General features: G+C 38.2%; 15 protein-coding genes. 10 read left to right on the top strand and 5 right to left on the bottom strand.

Going from position 1 to position 15,220, the window contains the following annotated elements; all coding sequences use genetic code 11:
• Positions 1-108 precede the first annotated feature (108 nt).
• From DFR59_RS10095 to DFR59_RS10120, 6 genes are all read left to right on the top strand, one after another.
• Positions 109-1,899 carry a pyruvate kinase gene (locus DFR59_RS10095; RefSeq protein ID WP_114745493.1) on the top strand — a complete coding sequence of 597 codons (1,791 nt, stop codon included), beginning with the start codon at positions 109-111 and terminating at the stop codon, positions 1,897-1,899.
• A 164-nt stretch (positions 1,900-2,063) separates the two neighbouring features.
• Complete coding sequence (locus tag DFR59_RS10100; RefSeq protein WP_114745494.1) at positions 2,064-3,224, top strand: D-alanyl-D-alanine carboxypeptidase family protein; 1,161 nt, start codon at positions 2,064-2,066, stop codon at positions 3,222-3,224.
• Positions 3,225-3,335: 111 nt separating this feature from the next.
• A complete protein-coding gene (gene moaA / locus DFR59_RS10105; RefSeq protein WP_114745495.1) occupies positions 3,336-4,346 on the top strand; it encodes a GTP 3',8-cyclase MoaA in 1,011 nt (336 codons plus the stop codon).
• Between the two features lie 173 nt (positions 4,347-4,519).
• Entirely contained in the window at positions 4,520-5,962 is a 1,443-nt protein-coding gene (locus DFR59_RS10110; protein WP_245948442.1) for a phospholipase D family protein, read from the top strand.
• A 74-nt stretch (positions 5,963-6,036) separates the two neighbouring features.
• On the top strand, positions 6,037-6,369 hold the full coding sequence (locus tag DFR59_RS10115) for a DUF1033 family protein (protein ID WP_114745496.1): 333 nt from the start codon (positions 6,037-6,039) through the stop codon (positions 6,367-6,369).
• A 19-nt stretch (positions 6,370-6,388) separates the two neighbouring features.
• Positions 6,389-7,393: an NAD-dependent epimerase/dehydratase family protein gene (locus tag DFR59_RS10120; protein WP_114745497.1), complete on the top strand. Its 1,005-nt coding sequence runs from the start codon at positions 6,389-6,391 to the stop codon at positions 7,391-7,393.
• A gap of 63 nt (positions 7,394-7,456) precedes the next feature.
• Here the strand turns inward: DFR59_RS10120 and DFR59_RS10125 are convergent, their stop codons facing one another.
• Entirely contained in the window at positions 7,457-7,705 is a 249-nt protein-coding gene (locus DFR59_RS10125) for a YkuS family protein (RefSeq protein WP_114745498.1), read from the bottom strand.
• Positions 7,706-7,938: 233 nt separating this feature from the next.
• Between DFR59_RS10125 and DFR59_RS10130 the strand changes: the two genes are divergently transcribed.
• Positions 7,939-8,028, top strand: coding sequence for a putative holin-like toxin (locus tag DFR59_RS10130; RefSeq protein WP_114745499.1), 90 nt, complete (start codon positions 7,939-7,941; stop codon positions 8,026-8,028).
• Between the two features lie 188 nt (positions 8,029-8,216).
• Here the strand turns inward: DFR59_RS10130 and DFR59_RS10135 are convergent, their stop codons facing one another.
• From DFR59_RS10135 to DFR59_RS10150, 4 genes are all read right to left on the bottom strand, one after another.
• The gene (locus tag DFR59_RS10135) at positions 8,217-9,374 is read right to left on the bottom strand and encodes a Ger(x)C family spore germination protein (protein WP_114745500.1); all 1,158 of its coding nucleotides are present in this window, start codon (positions 9,372-9,374) and stop codon (positions 8,217-8,219) included.
• Position 9,375: 1 nt separating this feature from the next.
• On the bottom strand, positions 9,376-10,491 hold the full coding sequence (locus DFR59_RS10140; protein WP_245948443.1) for a GerAB/ArcD/ProY family transporter: 1,116 nt from the start codon (positions 10,489-10,491) through the stop codon (positions 9,376-9,378).
• Positions 10,492-10,494: 3 nt separating this feature from the next.
• Complete coding sequence (locus DFR59_RS10145; RefSeq protein ID WP_114745501.1) at positions 10,495-12,012, bottom strand: spore germination protein; 1,518 nt, start codon at positions 12,010-12,012, stop codon at positions 10,495-10,497.
• Between the two features lie 108 nt (positions 12,013-12,120).
• Positions 12,121-13,644, bottom strand: coding sequence for an HD-GYP domain-containing protein (locus tag DFR59_RS10150; protein WP_245948444.1), 1,524 nt, complete (start codon positions 13,642-13,644; stop codon positions 12,121-12,123).
• 282 nt (positions 13,645-13,926) lie between these two features.
• On the opposite strand from DFR59_RS10150, the gene cspD reads away from it, so the two are divergent.
• From cspD to DFR59_RS10165, 3 genes are all read left to right on the top strand, one after another.
• Positions 13,927-14,127: a cold-shock protein CspD gene (gene cspD, locus DFR59_RS10155; RefSeq protein ID WP_114745502.1), complete on the top strand. Its 201-nt coding sequence runs from the start codon at positions 13,927-13,929 to the stop codon at positions 14,125-14,127.
• Between the two features lie 86 nt (positions 14,128-14,213).
• A complete protein-coding gene (locus tag DFR59_RS10160) occupies positions 14,214-14,417 on the top strand; it encodes a cold-shock protein (protein WP_211318544.1) in 204 nt (67 codons plus the stop codon).
• 117 nt (positions 14,418-14,534) lie between these two features.
• Positions 14,535-15,158 (top strand): TetR/AcrR family transcriptional regulator, encoded by a 624-nt coding sequence (locus tag DFR59_RS10165; protein ID WP_114745504.1) that lies wholly within the window; start codon positions 14,535-14,537, stop codon positions 15,156-15,158.
• Positions 15,159-15,220: the final 62 nt, after the last annotated feature.

Genomic DNA, 15,220 nt, shown 5'->3' on the forward strand with positions numbered 1-15,220 from the left:
TTACAGCAAAAAGGAAAAAAAATCAGCCGCTTTCATCTGAGGAAAAACACCATATCTCCAATAAGGAATATATTGATAATATTCGCAAATAGGCAGAGGTGGAAGTGTATGGAATCAGAAAGAAAAGAATTTTGGTCGGAGAGACGCCGCCTATATAAGAAAATGACCGAACTTTTTACTGAAATTATTCAGAGTGATGAAAGTGATTTAACAGATAGTGAATTCAGTTCCAGGAATTTATCCCAATTTTTAAAGCTATGGGCGAATAATAATGTTTCTTTAGAAGAGAATCTCCATTCAGAAGGGTTGGGCACGCTTAAGATGGCAGACTTTCATGTAGAGCACTACATTAAAAAAATTCTATATAATCTTGGATGTCCTCCATTTGACAACGGGAGGATGTATGACTGGTGGAAAGCAAAAAGTTTGAAAAAATGGAGATCTGATAAATTATTTGGCCAATATCAAACCGAAAAAAATGTAAAAGTGATGGCCACATTAGATAATACTTCAACGAAGGAGGAAATTGATTCGCTCATTAAAAATGGAATGGATATTGCCAGGATCAATTGTGCCCACGGTTCGCCTGGAGATTGGCTCAGATTGATTCAACTCATAAGGGGTTTCGGTGAAGATTTGCATCGGTGCAAAATTTTTATGGATATTCCCGGTCCAAAAATAAGGATTGAGAAAATCCTATTCAATCCATATACCGTAAAAATTCAATCGAAAAATGTAAAGAAATCAATTCTTGGGATCATTAAGAAAGACTCTCATCCCTTTACTAAAAATATTGATTCCCTTTTTGAAATAGAAATAAAGCAATCTAGTCTCTTTGAACAGGTAAATCCAGGGGATGACATTCATATAAAATTAATCGATTCCCTGCATGGAACATTAAAAGTCGTTGATATACTCAGTGAACAAGTTCTATTGGTGGAAGCTGAAGGGCCATTTGAAATCAATCAAAAATGTCAACTTAACTTCAGTGGTCAAGAGTTGGAAATCACAAATATCAAGACAACTCCTTCCTCTATTAAAGTAAAGAAAGGAAGTGTCATCAGGGTCTACTTTAACGAAGAATCATTTAGAAGAATGAGGGGGAATCGGCAATGTGCATGCTTAACAGTCAGCCACCCGAAAGCACTGAAAAATGCAGGGTTGAATGACAGCGTATATTTCGATGATGGAATTATTTTTGGGAAAGTCACAAGATTAACGCCGGATTTTATCGAATTGCTAATTTTATCACCAAATGAAAAAAGCAAAAAGATTAAGGAAGGAAAAGGAATCAATTTTCCTGATTCGTTCGTTCATTTATTATTGTCCACCCCCAATCAGGAAGATCTTGCTTTGCTTCCTTTTCTTATTGAACATGCGGATATCATTGGTTTATCCTATGTAAATCATCCAAAGGATATTAAGAAAATGGCTGATATTCTGCATGCCTATGGGAGAGAGGATATTGGGTTAGTGGCGAAAATAGAGACGAAAGAAGGTATTCGCCAGTTGTCCAGAATTATAGAAACGGGTCTGACCTATTCCAATTTTGGTGTAATGATTGCACGCGGGGATCTGGCAGTTGAAGCAGGATTTCAAAACTTACTTACAGCCCAAGAAAACATCCTAAGAATGTGCCATGCAGCACATCTTCCTGTCATCTGGGCTACGGGGGTTTTGAATCAACTGACAAAAAACGGCACCCCGACGCGAGCTGAAATCTCAGATGTCTTCTTGGCAAGCCAGACGGAATGCATCATGTTAAATAAGGGAGAATTTCTAAATGATTCTGTGAAGATGCTAAATTTACTTATGCACAGCAGCATTGCACTCAATTCATATTACCGGGATGATGGGACTGAATTCTTCCGTGCCCAGAAAGATTTGCTGGAAGAATAATAATCTTATTGAATATTTCATTTATATGCATGGCAATACAGTGGTATTTTTCCTGCATTTTTTCAATTCATTTTCATTCAAATGACAAATACTAAAAGCCGGCCATTCTGTTTAAGTTAAATGGTAGACTAGACCTGAAAATAGAATGAGGCGGGTTTAAAGGTATGAAAAAAATTGTAGTGAGTTTTTTATCCTTGCTAATACTGGGAAGTTTGGCTCCCTATTCTGCATTGGCTGCAGAGGGAGAAGAATTGGATATTAAAAGTGAAGCAGCATCAGTTGTTGATGCAAAGACAGGAAAAATCCTTTATCAGAAGAATGGTGATAAAAAGCTATACCCAGCCAGTCTGACGAAAATTGCTACTGCTATTTATGCGATTGAGAATGGGCATTTGAATGACCATGTCGTCGTTTCACATAATGCAGCAAATGTTGATGGTACAAGGGTATACCTTTTAGAAGGTGAAGATGTCACACTTAAACACTTGATTCAAGGTATGCTGGTCAATAGTGGGAATGATGCAGCCATTGCAATCGCTGAACATCTTGACGGCAGCGTAGATGAATTTTCAAAGAATATAAATGCCTATTTGCGGAGTAAAGTGGGTGTTTATCATACACATTTCGTTAATCCGAACGGTCTGTTTGATGAGGAACATTTCACAACTGCTAATGATTTGGCAAAGATTACAGACTATGCAATGAAAAATCCAACATTCAGGCAAATATTCGGAACGAAAACGTTAAAGTGGCATGGGGATGGCTGGGATACAACCCTGATCACTCATCATAAAATGCTGAAGGAAGAAATTCCGTTTCCGGGTATTACAGGAGGAAAGACGGGATATGTGGATCAATCCGGTCAGACGCTTGCCACTACCGCACAAAATCAGAATATTGATCTCACTGCCATAACACTGAATGGGACTACGAAAAAGAGTGCCTATGGTGATACAAAGAAGCTTTTGGAATATGGGATGACTCATTACAAAACGGAGAGAGTGCCGGAAGGAAGCATCTTTAAGAAAAAAGATAATGCCTATAAAGCTGAACATGACTTGTACTTTACAAAAGGCAGCGGAGAGAATGTAACGAAAAAAGTGGAAAAGAGCGGATTCTTAAAAATTATTTCTAAAACAGGAGAGGTAGTAGCAGTGTTCCCGCTGCATGAGTTAAAGGCAAAAGCTTCAGAAGGCAATAAGGATTCCACATCAGAGGATTCAGCTAAAAAGCATTCCTCATTAAATCTCTTATTGTGTTCGGGGATTTTCCTGTTAATATGCATCACTATTTTATTTAAAAAAATAAAGAAATCAAGTGCCTAAACCATAATCCGGAGAGAACTGTTAAAGACAGCACTCTCCGGATTTCTTTTCGTTATTAAAAAAGAATGCTATAGTAAAACCAACCAATTTTGTTGAAAAGGAAGGCGTTTTATGAAAAAAGCTATTGATCAACTTTCGCGTCCTTTTAAAGATTTGAGAATTTCTGTAACCGACCGCTGCAATTTCCGATGCCGATATTGCATGCCTGCAGAAATTTTTGGTCCGGACTATGCTTTCCTGCCGAAACAAGAAATTCTCTCTTTCGAAGAAATTGAACGGATTACAAAAGCTTCCGTCAACCTCGGGGTAAGGAAAGTGAAGTTAACCGGTGGAGAGCCGTTGATTCGAAAAAACCTGCATCAATTAATTCGAAAATTATATGAAATAGAAGAAATAGAGGATATTGGACTAACAACAAACGGAATCCTCTTACCGACCTATGCCGATCGCTTAAAGGAAGCAGGTCTAAAACGAATCAATATAAGTCTTGATGCACTTGAAGAAAATCTCTTCAAAAAAATGAATGGGGTTGGGGCCAGTGTTGAAAAAGTAAAGGCTGGCATTGATGCTGCCATTCAAGCAGGTCTTAAGGTCAAAATCAATATGGTCGTCCAAAAAGGAGTCAACGAGGATGAAATAATCCCGATGGCTGAATATTGCAAGGTGAAAGAAATTCCGCTCAGGTTCATCGAATTCATGGATGTTGGGAATTCAAACGGATGGAATTGGGATCAAATTGTGACCAAAAAAGAAATGATGGGCATCCTAGCCAGCCGGTATGAATTGATTCCTATTGAGCCTGATTATTATGGAGAAGTGGCGAAACGATATCGTTTAAAGGGATCAGATAGTGAAATCGGTTTTATTACTTCAGTTTCCGAAACATTCTGCAGCGAATGCACAAGAGGCAGAATATCTGCCAATGGCAGCTTTTATACATGCCTTTTTGCGCAAAGTGGAGTGGATTTGAAAGAGGACCTGCGTAATGGAATGACAGATACTGAACTTATGAACAAATTAAATCAGATCTGGAATAATCGAAACGACCGCTACTCAGAAGAAAGAACAGAGGAATCGGCAGTAAAACGAAAGAAAATTGAAATGTCGTATATCGGTGGATAATGTAATCTTGTCCACACACGAACCCCTTTTGGAGAAAAGAATCCAAAAGGGTTTTTTTATATGCACCTTTTGGATTTAACCTATCACGAGATTGGGTATAGGATTCTTATACATATGCGAAGAATGTGACAATCTATAGAAGAAGCCTATTGAATAAAAGGGGGAGCTAACGGGTGTCGACGGCTAAAAAAAGGAATAAAAAGAAATGGACCTATACATTAATCATTTTTGTTTGTGCAGTTTATCTGGGTATGGTCTTTTACGAAAGTAAAAAGCCGCTGCCAAAAGGATTATCTTATGAAGGCAAGATACATCAAGTCGATAATGTAAACTTTTTATACGATCTTACTTATCAAAAAGATAAAAAAGAAATGCATGATCAAATGATTTTCCAAAAAATATTTGATCAAATTGACAAAGCAGATAAATTTATCGTAGTTGATATGTTTTTATTTAATGATTTTTATGATAAAGGAATGTTTTTTCCTCCTATCAGTGATACATTGACTAAAAAGTTGATTGATAAAAAAGAAAAGAACCCTGAAATGAGAATTGTGTTCATTACTGATCCTGTAAATACAGGTTATAGTTCATTTTTATCGAAACAATTGAAGGAATTGAAAGAAAACGGAATTGAAGTTGTCATTACAGATTTAGAACCATTAAGGGATTCAAATCCTCTGTATTCTGCAATTTGGCGTATAGGACTCCAGTGGTTCGGCCAAAAAGGGGAAGGATGGATCAGGAATCCTTTAACGCCGAATGCTCCTAAGCTGACAGTCCGATCCTATTTGGAGTTAATGAACATAAAAGCCAATCATCGGAAGACACTTGCTACAGATAAAGGGGCTATCGTTTCTTCGGCCAACCCCCATGATGCCAGTGGATATCATTCTAATATAGCATTTGAGACCTCAGGGCCGATTATCGCAGATATTCTTAAAACGGAACAATCCATCCTTGATTTTTCACATTCAAATGTAAAACTGCCTAAGTATGAAGGGTCAATGAATGAAAAAGGAAATATAAAGGTTCAACTGCTCACGGAAAGTAAAATTGAATCTGGCATTGTAGACACGATAAAACATACTTCTAAAGGGGATTCCATCTGGATTGGCATGTTTTATATCGCGGATAGGGACATCGTGAATGCTTTAACGGATGCAGCGGGGCGTGGAGTAAAGATCAGGCTCATTTTGGATCCCAATACGAATGCTTTTGGCCATAAAAAAACAGGCCTTCCGAACAACCCTGTTGTCTCTGAGCTTTTGGAAGAGGGAAAGGGTAACATCCAAATGAAATGGTATAACACGCATAAGGAACAATATCATACCAAATTGATTTATGTGAGGGGACAGGATTCCTCCACAGTGATTGGCGGATCTGCCAACTATACAATGAGGAATCTGGATGATTTCAATCCTGAAACGGATTTAAAAGTGCAGGCAGGGAACCGGGAACAGGTTATTGTTGATGTGGATGATTATTTCCATCGTATTTGGAATAATGAAGAGGGAACATATTCAGTAGGATATAAGAAGCGCAAAATCGAATACACTGGTGTTGAGCGTGTCATTTATGCACTGCAAAAACTCCTGCATTTTACGACCTATTGAGTGCTGGACTTGATTTGTTGCAAAAATGCATTCAAAAGGTAAACTAGAAGTAGAACCATACAGGAGTGATAGAAATGTCGACAAGCTGGAAAGTCATTTTGACGAAGGGAGAGAATGAACCATGGTGGTTCTTTGAAGGCTGGGAAAAGGATATCGTTACCGAGTACTCCTTCGAAGAAAAACATGACGCCCTAGTATTTTTTCTTGAAAAGCTAAAAACATTGCACAATGAATATCCTCATCATAGACAGAAAAATGATTCAATGGCAGCATTCTGGAACGAAGAAGAAAAGGAATTTTGCGAAGCATGTGATGATGATTTACAGACGTATCATGGACTGCTATTGATGTTAGATCAAAAACCATATGTACCAACGGATGAGGAGAAAGCGTTCTTTAGAGTCTAAATGACAAGAGGGGGATGGGATGAAGATTTTAATAATTGGGGGAACAAAGTTTGCCGGACGTGCGATTGTGGAGGAAGCTGTAAAAAAAGGGTTTGATGTGACGTTGTTCAACAGAGGAAAAACAAATGACGCCATTTTCCCCGATTTGCCCCTTATTAAAGGTGATCGGCAAAACAAAGAGGATTTAGCGAAGCTATGTAGTCAAAAATGGGACGCCGTCATTGATACATGCGGCTATCAGCCAAAAGATGCTGCCCTCTCATCAGCTATGTTGAAGGAATTCTGCAGCGTATATGTATTTATTTCGACTATTTCAGTCTATAAGAAAGCATTCCAGGAAGAAGGAATCGATGAGAAGTCAGAGCTTAATGAATTATCCTCTAAGGAAAATGAGCAGCTGCAGAAAAACGGTTCCTTGCCGGCAGATCAATATTATGGAGCTTTAAAAGCTTTATGTGAACTTGCAGTGACGAATGAACTTCCTTCAAACTCCCTTATTATTCGGCCGGGTCTTATTGTTGGTCCTCATGATCCTACCGATCGTTTTACCTATTGGATGGAAAGGGTGATGAAAGGGGGAGAAATGATTGCCCCTGACAACAAGGATTGTCAAATACAGTTCATTGATGTCCGTGATTTAGCTCAATGGATTTTGACCCTCATTGAAATGGATGAGAGGGGAATATGGAATGCTGTGGGACCGACAGAACCATTAACATTAAACCATTTTCTAAATGAATGCCGGATGTATTTGAATAAAGAAACGGAAATCACTTGGGCTCAAGAAGAATTTCTGCTGAAGAATGAAGTGCAGCCTTGGATTGAATTGCCTTTATGGATCCCGCATATTAAGGATTTTGGAACAGAGATCACAAAGGCTAAAAATGCAGGACTCAAAACGAGGCAATTAAAAGAAACAATATTAGACACCGCTGAATGGGCAAGCAAAAGGGAGCATTCAGGAAGAAATGCCGGCTTAGCGGCAGATAAAGAAGATGCTTTATTGAAAGCTTTAAATAAATAATTCAACAATAAAAAACTGCCGAGAAATCTCGACAGCAAGTGCGGCTTATATTTAGCCGTTTTTTTATTGTATAAATTTACTTTCAATTTCCTGGCATACTTGATCAGCTGACATTCCATGTGCATTAATGACAGAACCTGCCGTAACAACGTTTTGTATTCCCATGACGTTGTTATCTTGTCCCGTCACCACGCAGCAGTCACAGTTCGCTGCATCATTTTCATTTTTTAGTTCAACCACCTCGTAGCCTTTTGCGCGAAGCACTTCAGATACGTTAGAAAGAGATTGTTCTACACCAACTCGTTTTGACATTACCACACACCTCCTCAAATATAACTTTATTTTCACCATAAATGGTTTTATTATGCGGTAATCACAAAGTTTCAGTTGATATTAGCAAGTGAAAGTTAGGCCGAATTGACCATTTTGATAGGAATTTATATAAGAACATTTGTTCGTGTGGAAAAGTATGCTAAAATGAGGTTGTACAGTTCATAAAGGTGGGTGGGCAGCGGCTGCTTTCCGAAAGGAGGTGGTCGCAAGAGATGATTCCTGTTGCTGATACAATGCAGCTTATGATAGCGTTCGGATCTTTAATCATAGCCATCATCGCCATTGCACAAAAAAAGAAGTAACCCACCCCGTGCAAGTTGGATAGAGGGTGAGTTACTTTTTCGTGGTTAAAGGCTGCTGCACTGCTTGCAGGAAAAACTGTACCTAGAGTTCTGGTTGCCGCCAGGACTCTTGAAACTTATGCTCCATTATTAGCATTATAACGGTTTTTTTTCTGTTCGTAAAGAAAAGGGGAAGGAATTTACATCAGTTAATCGATGACACCAGTTCGTTGGATAGAAGTTTCTACCGTAACATTGATTTTTGAATTTTTATAGATATCTATCCATTGCTGTTTGGTTAAAGGCTTATTCCTATGATGAGCCATGTAATAATTCCCGAAGCCGATTGGATCGGTATTTTTTTCTTTCAGCATGGCAGTCAATTCATTCATTTTATTTTCCATCTTTTTGGATATTTCGCTTTCTAATTTTTTGACAACCGCAGGGTTTCCCAAGTCCATGGTTTCAGAGACTTCAAGCACACGCAAGTTTGTCTTGACGTGTATGGAGAAAGCTGGCCTTCCTGCTTCTTCCTTCATTGTGATTTTCTCATGTGCGTGAATGTTGTCCAGAGTAAGATGTACATCTTCTTTTTTTTCTTTGTAAACTGGATTTTCTGTCTGATTCTCAGTAAAAAAGGCTTTAAATCTTTCACGGGGGAGATCAATCTCTGTCAGTCCCCTTGTGTATTTATCCATTAACATCCTTAGATAGAAAATATCATCCTGAGGCAAGGGGGCAAGATAATGGTCATCATTAAACAACGCAAGCCCACTGATGACTATATGGCCATTTTCAATCGTCAATAGAGGAAGGACGGGATCTTTCCCGATATCATAAAATGTGCGCAGGTATTCTTGCAAAGTGGGGTTTGGAATCAGCTCTCTGTCGATATTTTGGCGAATCATGTTATATAAATATGTCCCGATATTATCAGTTTGGTATAGGTCCTGGTGGTTGAGGATTTCCTTTGCAGTAGGACTTGCCACTGCGAGGTAGACCATATTGCCGATAGAGGCATCCCTTGTTAATGTATCGACATACTGGCTCAATCCTTCTGATGCGATTTCATCTCCATAGATAGCCACACGCAGCTGTCCCGAAGCAATTTTCTTGCTTGTTTCATAATTGATTTTTCTTTTTACCCCTTTACTGGTAATGGAGCTTGCAGAAAATATATTTGAAAGGCTCTGTTTTTCAGGACTGAATTGAAGTACAGCAATTGTTCCTTCCACTTCCTCTGGCTCCTCTTTGTTCTTATCATATCCAATGGCAGTTACCAATCCAAGGTTTTCAAGGCTTTTTTGCTCTACACATCCAGAGATGAAAAGTGATAGTGTGAGGATGAACAGCATCAGGAGCTTCATCTTAAGCACTCCTTTTTTTCTTCCAAATCGTTTTAAGCTTTACCATAGTATAAAGCAGGAAAGGGTATACGAAGAATAATGCAAATCCTGCGTATCCTACATAATCCGAAGCAAGATTGTTAAATATCCTCTCTTTTAAAAACAGCGTACCAAGCCACGCAATCAAGAGTGCTATATACAAACTTTTCCGTCCTGTGATGCCAAATACATTCTTGATCCCCCTTGATGCTGACCATAAATATAAACAAATGTTAGGAAGGATAATCAGCATCCAGAATGAGACTGCGATAAATTCAAAACGTTCCAAGTTTGGAATCCTTACGATTTTAAACATAGATAATACAGGCCAAATCGTCCTTTTTAAACCAGTGGCTGAAAAGAAACCGATTGATACAAATGTGACCAAGGCAAACAAAAGTGTAGAATAAAGATTTCCGATCATGGAATAGCGAAAAACCTTTTCTTTATTTTGTACAAATGGATACACAAACATAAGCATTTCATACCCAACGATTGAAAGGCTGGTTTTAAATGTTCCCATCAGAATCTGTTTAAAACTATGGTTCCAAATCGGTAAAAGATGAGAATAATCCATATATTGCAGGGGCACTGCAATGATAAAAGTGATCCAAATGGATAATATCAGGGATAGCAGGCATATTCCCACGACTACTCTTATTCCTCCGCTGACTGCATAAAATGCAAGAAAGCTGAGCATCAAGGTAAATATCCAGGTTGGAAGAGTAGGGAAAATCCACTCCTGAACCATTTCCGTATAATCCTTCATAATAATGAAGTAGCCTGATAACAAATAAATGGAAATAACAGAGTTAGCCAATTTCCCACCCCATTTTCCATATAGATACTCATGGATGGAATAGAGATCCGCACTTTCAAACTGCTTCAATGTTTTATCCATAATAAACAACACCATCGTGACGACTGCACCAGTGATCAATACTGATATCCAGGCATCATTTTCCGATTGAAGGAAAACAACTCTTGGCAAACCGGCAATCCCGACGCCTGTCTGTGCTGTATGGACAATAAACATGAGTAAATAGGCGTTGAATAAAAGCTTTCGGGGTGGATTAATGTTCGGATTCACTTGCAACATTCCTTATTCATCCAAGTCGTTTTTCTTCCTGCCATCCGATTTGAAAAAACGAATGTGGTCTTTAGGCATATTGGATTCCGGGCGGTTTCTGTAAAAAGAGATAGGAGCCCTTATCAAACTGTACTTTAAGTCATTCAATCTTAATGGGAAAAGAGGGGTTAAATACGGTCTTCCCATTGATGTCTGCCTTAACAAATGAATCAGAATAAGACAGAATGCAAACATGATGCCGATGCCGCCATAAAGCCCTGCCGCAAAAATGATTGGAAAGCGCAGGATCCTTAAAGTTGACCCCATCAGATAGCTGGGAGTTGTAAACGATCCTAATGCACTGATGGCAATGATGATGATCAAGATATTACTCGTAAAGCCAGCCTGAACTGCTGCCTGCCCGATGACGATACCACCGACGATACCCATTGTCTGTCCGACTTTAGTCGGCAGCCTCGCACCTGCCTCTCTAAGCAATTCAATAATGAATTCAAGAAGCAAGGCTTCAAAAACCGGCGGAAAAGGGACGTTTGATCTTGATTCTCCAAGTGAAGTCAGTAAGGCGGAAGGAATGACTTCATAATGATAGGTTAAAACCGCAACATAGGCAGGTGTCAGCAAAATAGAGAGCAGGATGGATATAAAACGGAGTATACGTAAAAACGTTCCAATATTCCATCTGACATAAACATCCTCTGTTGTTTCAAAAAAACTATAAAATGAGGTAGGGCCGATTAAGGAAATAGGGCTTCTGTCTACCAATACACCTACTTTTCCGTATAATAGACTCATACAAAACCTGTCTGGGAGCTCTGTTGACATCAGCTGTGGAAAAAGAGTGATTGAATTGTCCTCTATCAGCTGGGCTAAAACAGAAGCATCGATAATACTATCAATGTCCAAATCCGTAATTCTTTGGCGGAAGGTAGAGACATTTTCCTCATCGGCCACATCTGAAATGTATACTAAACTTACCTTTCGCTTTAAACGATTTCCCACCATGATTTCTTCCACAGCCAGTTTTTCATCTGAAAGATAGTTCCTCACAATATTCACATTCGTTGCTATGGATTCTGTGAAGGAAATCTTCGGTCCATAAACCAATGATTCTGTTTCAGCTTTTTCAAGCCCTCTTGATTCTTTTTTTCCTATATCTGCAAGAATCCCGCAGTCTTCACCTTCAATAAAAATATACAGGTACCCATTGATAATACCCTGAGAAATTTCCTCTAATTGATTGGTGAGGAGGAGCTTACCGATATTTAATGATTGATAAATATTTTTAACAGAAAGGGCTTCATTATATAAAAGATTTAAAGGTTTAATGATATCCTCGCTCAGAGCATCTTCTTTTATGCTATTCTCCAAATAGACAAGGAGGATAGTTTTTTCATGATGAAAAATATCCCGAAACAGAAGGTCTGAGCTATTTGAGAGGGCAGACTGAATGTCAGCTTTAAATTCTTCCTTCGTTAAACGATGTGCTTTTTTTCTATTTTTCTCGGCTTTTTTAAAAGATTCTTTGAACATGTTTTCATCACCCGATTCCCTGTAATGAAAGTTTGTCCCATATAAAGGCAAACATGCAGAAATTGTTCATTGATATCTCTCCATGAAAAAAAGCCTGCTTTGAACAGGCTATGAGAAAGAGTACGAATATTTTAATGTTGAAGTGTATTGTATGTCTGTTTCCTTTATGAGAGAAAGGAAAATCTCTATCAATGCTGGGTCCCATTGAGTTCCACTTCCTTCAGACAGGATGGAAATTGCTTTTTCAAATGGCATCCCTTTACGGTAAGGACGATCAGATGTCATGGCATCAAAGGCGTCAGCAATCGCAATGATCCTGCCGAATAAAGGTATGTCCTGCCCTGAAAGCCCTGATGGATATCCTTTCCCGTCATATCTTTCATGATGATGCTTAATACCTGGCAAAAGGTGCTTCATTTCTAATGAGAGCTCCGGCTGATCTACAATCCTTGCCCCGATCGTGGGGTGCTGCTTGATTTGATTGAATTCTTCATCTGTTAATCGATTTTCCTTCAATAGAACGGCATCACGGACACCGATTTTTCCAATATCGTGGAGAAGCGCTGACTTTCTCAACAGCTGCAATTCCAGTTCTGATAAACCTGCAGCTTTCCCTATTTTGCACGAATATTCAGCGACTCTTATGGAATGGCCAGCCGTATAAGGGTCCCTGGCATCAAGTGCTTCCGCAATGACTGTATAGAAGCTGTCCAGTAATTCTTCATTACGTTTATCCCTGATTTTTATGGAATGGAGCATATGATTGAAACCATTTACTATGTCACTGAATTCATCGGTATGGGGATTATCAAGATCTAGAAAAAACCCCTTTTGAACATTTTGGAAACCATCCTGAAGTTCAGCAAGTGGTTTTTGAATGCTTTTATAAAGCAATATGGCTGCAGTAATACTAAATATGGTGATTACTGTAATGATAAGGGCAGCCCAACTGAGAAACCCCTTAGCAAATTCCAGTGAAGTTTCAATGAAGCGCACCTGTGTGGCTACTGAAAACAAGAGAATAGGGAATACCGATATAAAAACTGCACCGGCAAGAAGCTTCCTTTTAATACTGAAAATGTTCTTTTCACGATTAATAGACATGAACTGCGGGCCTAACTTGTGCTGTAAATCTAAAATGATAGGCTTTGTTGTTTTTTCGGTAAGAAAATACTCGATCATCGCGTGCAGACAAGCAATGATAAATGCACCTAATGCTGCAAGAGCGATAAAAGAGTATGGAATAGAGAGCCATTTCATTTTAATGAAAAACAAACTCATTGAAACAGAAGGGATGGCAAGTCCTAAAAAATGAGGCAAAAGAATCCTTTTTACTGTCAAATAAGGAAAATGAAGAATCGTTTCATAAGCTTCCTTTAACATCATTCTTGATCGTTCATTCTGCTGATAGTACAAGGTTAACGGCCTTAAATGCAGACGATAGACTAGGATTTCACATATAAACATAACGATGATGGAAGAAACCAAAATGGTCCATATCAATTCGACTTCATGAGGAGTTAAGTCAAGGGTTTGAAAAATAAAAATGCTCCCAACCCCAATTACAGCTGAAAACGAACCGATGAAATAATTAAATATCATTTTTCTTTTGAATTGACCGTAAATTTTCAAAGGGAATATACTCCTTGTATGGAAATTAATATCTTTATTATATAAAAATTCAAGAAACAATTATAGTGCTTATCAACCCTCAAATCCAATAGGAATTGGATGAGTTTGACTTTCATATTAAAAGTTGTATAATTATTATAAATGGATAAATACTTTCAATTTTGAAGCAGGCCATTCACATATTATAAAAAGTGATCGATGCGTGCGGTACTTTTTATAATATGTGAATTTTTTATTAAAATAGAACATATTAATATTTTTGATTGTAATGGAGGATTCATCGTGGAAAAAGGTACAGTTAAATGGTTTAACGCAGAAAAAGGTTTTGGATTCATCGAAGTTGAAGGCGGAAATGATGTATTCGTTCATTTCTCTGCAATCACTGGAGAAGGTTTCAAATCACTTGAAGAAGGCCAGCAGGTAGAATTCGAAATCGTTGAAGGAAACCGCGGACCACAAGCAGCTAACGTTGTAAAACTTTAATTCGAGCAAACCGTTTTTTAAATAGCTATCCTGTCAGGGTAGCTTTTTTTGAAAAACGCATCATAACCAATGGAGGTACGATCCATATGGCATTTGGAAGAAAACCTGAAGAAGAAATTATTACAGCGGAAACCAAGATTTGGGAATGTACATCTGATTCCTGTAAGGGATGGATCCGCGACAATTTTAAGAGCAACGAGGATCCTGTTTGCCCACTTTGCGGCAGCCCGATGGAGTCAACTACGAAAGTCCTCCAAGTCGTTGATAATAACAGCCCGATTAAAGATTGACGGGTCAGTCCCCTCCTATGATGGGGACTTTTTTTATGTCAGCCTATTGTACAATGATTTTCAGTATGATTTAATTAAATAAACTGAACAGTCGGTTAAGTTGAAGGAGGAGTTTTTATGCCGCCTATTGTATCAGAAGAATACAAAACAAAAATGAAAAAGAAAATCATGGAAACAGCGTTTGTCTGCTTTGCTGAAAAGGGATTTCAAAATGCGACGATGGATGACATTGTTAAAAATTCAGGAATGAGCAAAGGTGCCATCTATAATTATTTTAAAAGCAAGGATGAAATCTATATCGAATTAATGGAACAAAAGACTAAGGAAAGCATTGATAAAATTAATGAAAACCTGTCAAAGTTTGATTTGGCAGAAGAAAAAATGAGATATCTATTGAATATTTACAGCCATCAGATTGAACGTAATCCAGATTGGCAAAACCTGATCAGGGTACACATTGAATTTTGGCTTCAATCCTCAAGGGATGAGAATCTGAAATCGATGCTTGATGACAGAATGAAAAATATCTATCAAAAATTGATAATCGATATTCTCGAGTTAGGGAAAAAGAATGGGGAGTTCCCTGGAAATTTAGATTCCAAAATGATTTCAACTCTTTTTTGGTCGATCATCGATGGAATTTCCATTTATTACGGCGTAATGAAGGATGATTACCCATATAAGCAAATGGTTGAAAAAGCAGGCGAAATGATCATGAAGGAATTAGTGAAAAAAAATTAATGCACAAGGAGGACTGTGCATTTTTTTAACGAATAAAATAAACTGTATAGTCGGTTTATGGG

This window comes from Falsibacillus pallidus (assembly GCF_003350505.1).
Lineage (GTDB): Bacteria > Bacillota > Bacilli > Bacillales > DSM-25281 > Falsibacillus > Falsibacillus pallidus.

Coding starts and splice junctions, on each gene's coding strand:
- DFR59_RS10165 (WP_114745504.1), top strand. CDS start 14,535: ATGCCGCCTATTGTATCAGAAGAATACAAAACAAAAATGAAAAAGAAA.
- DFR59_RS10115 (WP_114745496.1), top strand. CDS start 6,037: ATGTCGACAAGCTGGAAAGTCATTTTGACGAAGGGAGAGAATGAACCA.
- DFR59_RS10125 (WP_114745498.1), bottom strand. CDS start 7,705: ATGTCAAAACGAGTTGGTGTAGAACAATCTCTTTCTAACGTATCTGAA.
- DFR59_RS10160 (WP_211318544.1), top strand. CDS start 14,214: ATGGCATTTGGAAGAAAACCTGAAGAAGAAATTATTACAGCGGAAACC.
- moaA (WP_114745495.1), top strand. CDS start 3,336: ATGAAAAAAGCTATTGATCAACTTTCGCGTCCTTTTAAAGATTTGAGA.
- DFR59_RS10145 (WP_114745501.1), bottom strand. CDS start 12,012: ATGTTCAAAGAATCTTTTAAAAAAGCCGAGAAAAATAGAAAAAAAGCA.
- DFR59_RS10100 (WP_114745494.1), top strand. CDS start 2,064: ATGAAAAAAATTGTAGTGAGTTTTTTATCCTTGCTAATACTGGGAAGT.
- DFR59_RS10140 (WP_245948443.1), bottom strand. CDS start 10,491: ATGTTGCAAGTGAATCCGAACATTAATCCACCCCGAAAGCTTTTATTC.
- DFR59_RS10095 (WP_114745493.1), top strand. CDS start 109: ATGGAATCAGAAAGAAAAGAATTTTGGTCGGAGAGACGCCGCCTATAT.
- DFR59_RS10135 (WP_114745500.1), bottom strand. CDS start 9,374: ATGAAGCTCCTGATGCTGTTCATCCTCACACTATCACTTTTCATCTCT.
- DFR59_RS10120 (WP_114745497.1), top strand. CDS start 6,389: ATGAAGATTTTAATAATTGGGGGAACAAAGTTTGCCGGACGTGCGATT.
- DFR59_RS10130 (WP_114745499.1), top strand. CDS start 7,939: ATGATTCCTGTTGCTGATACAATGCAGCTTATGATAGCGTTCGGATCT.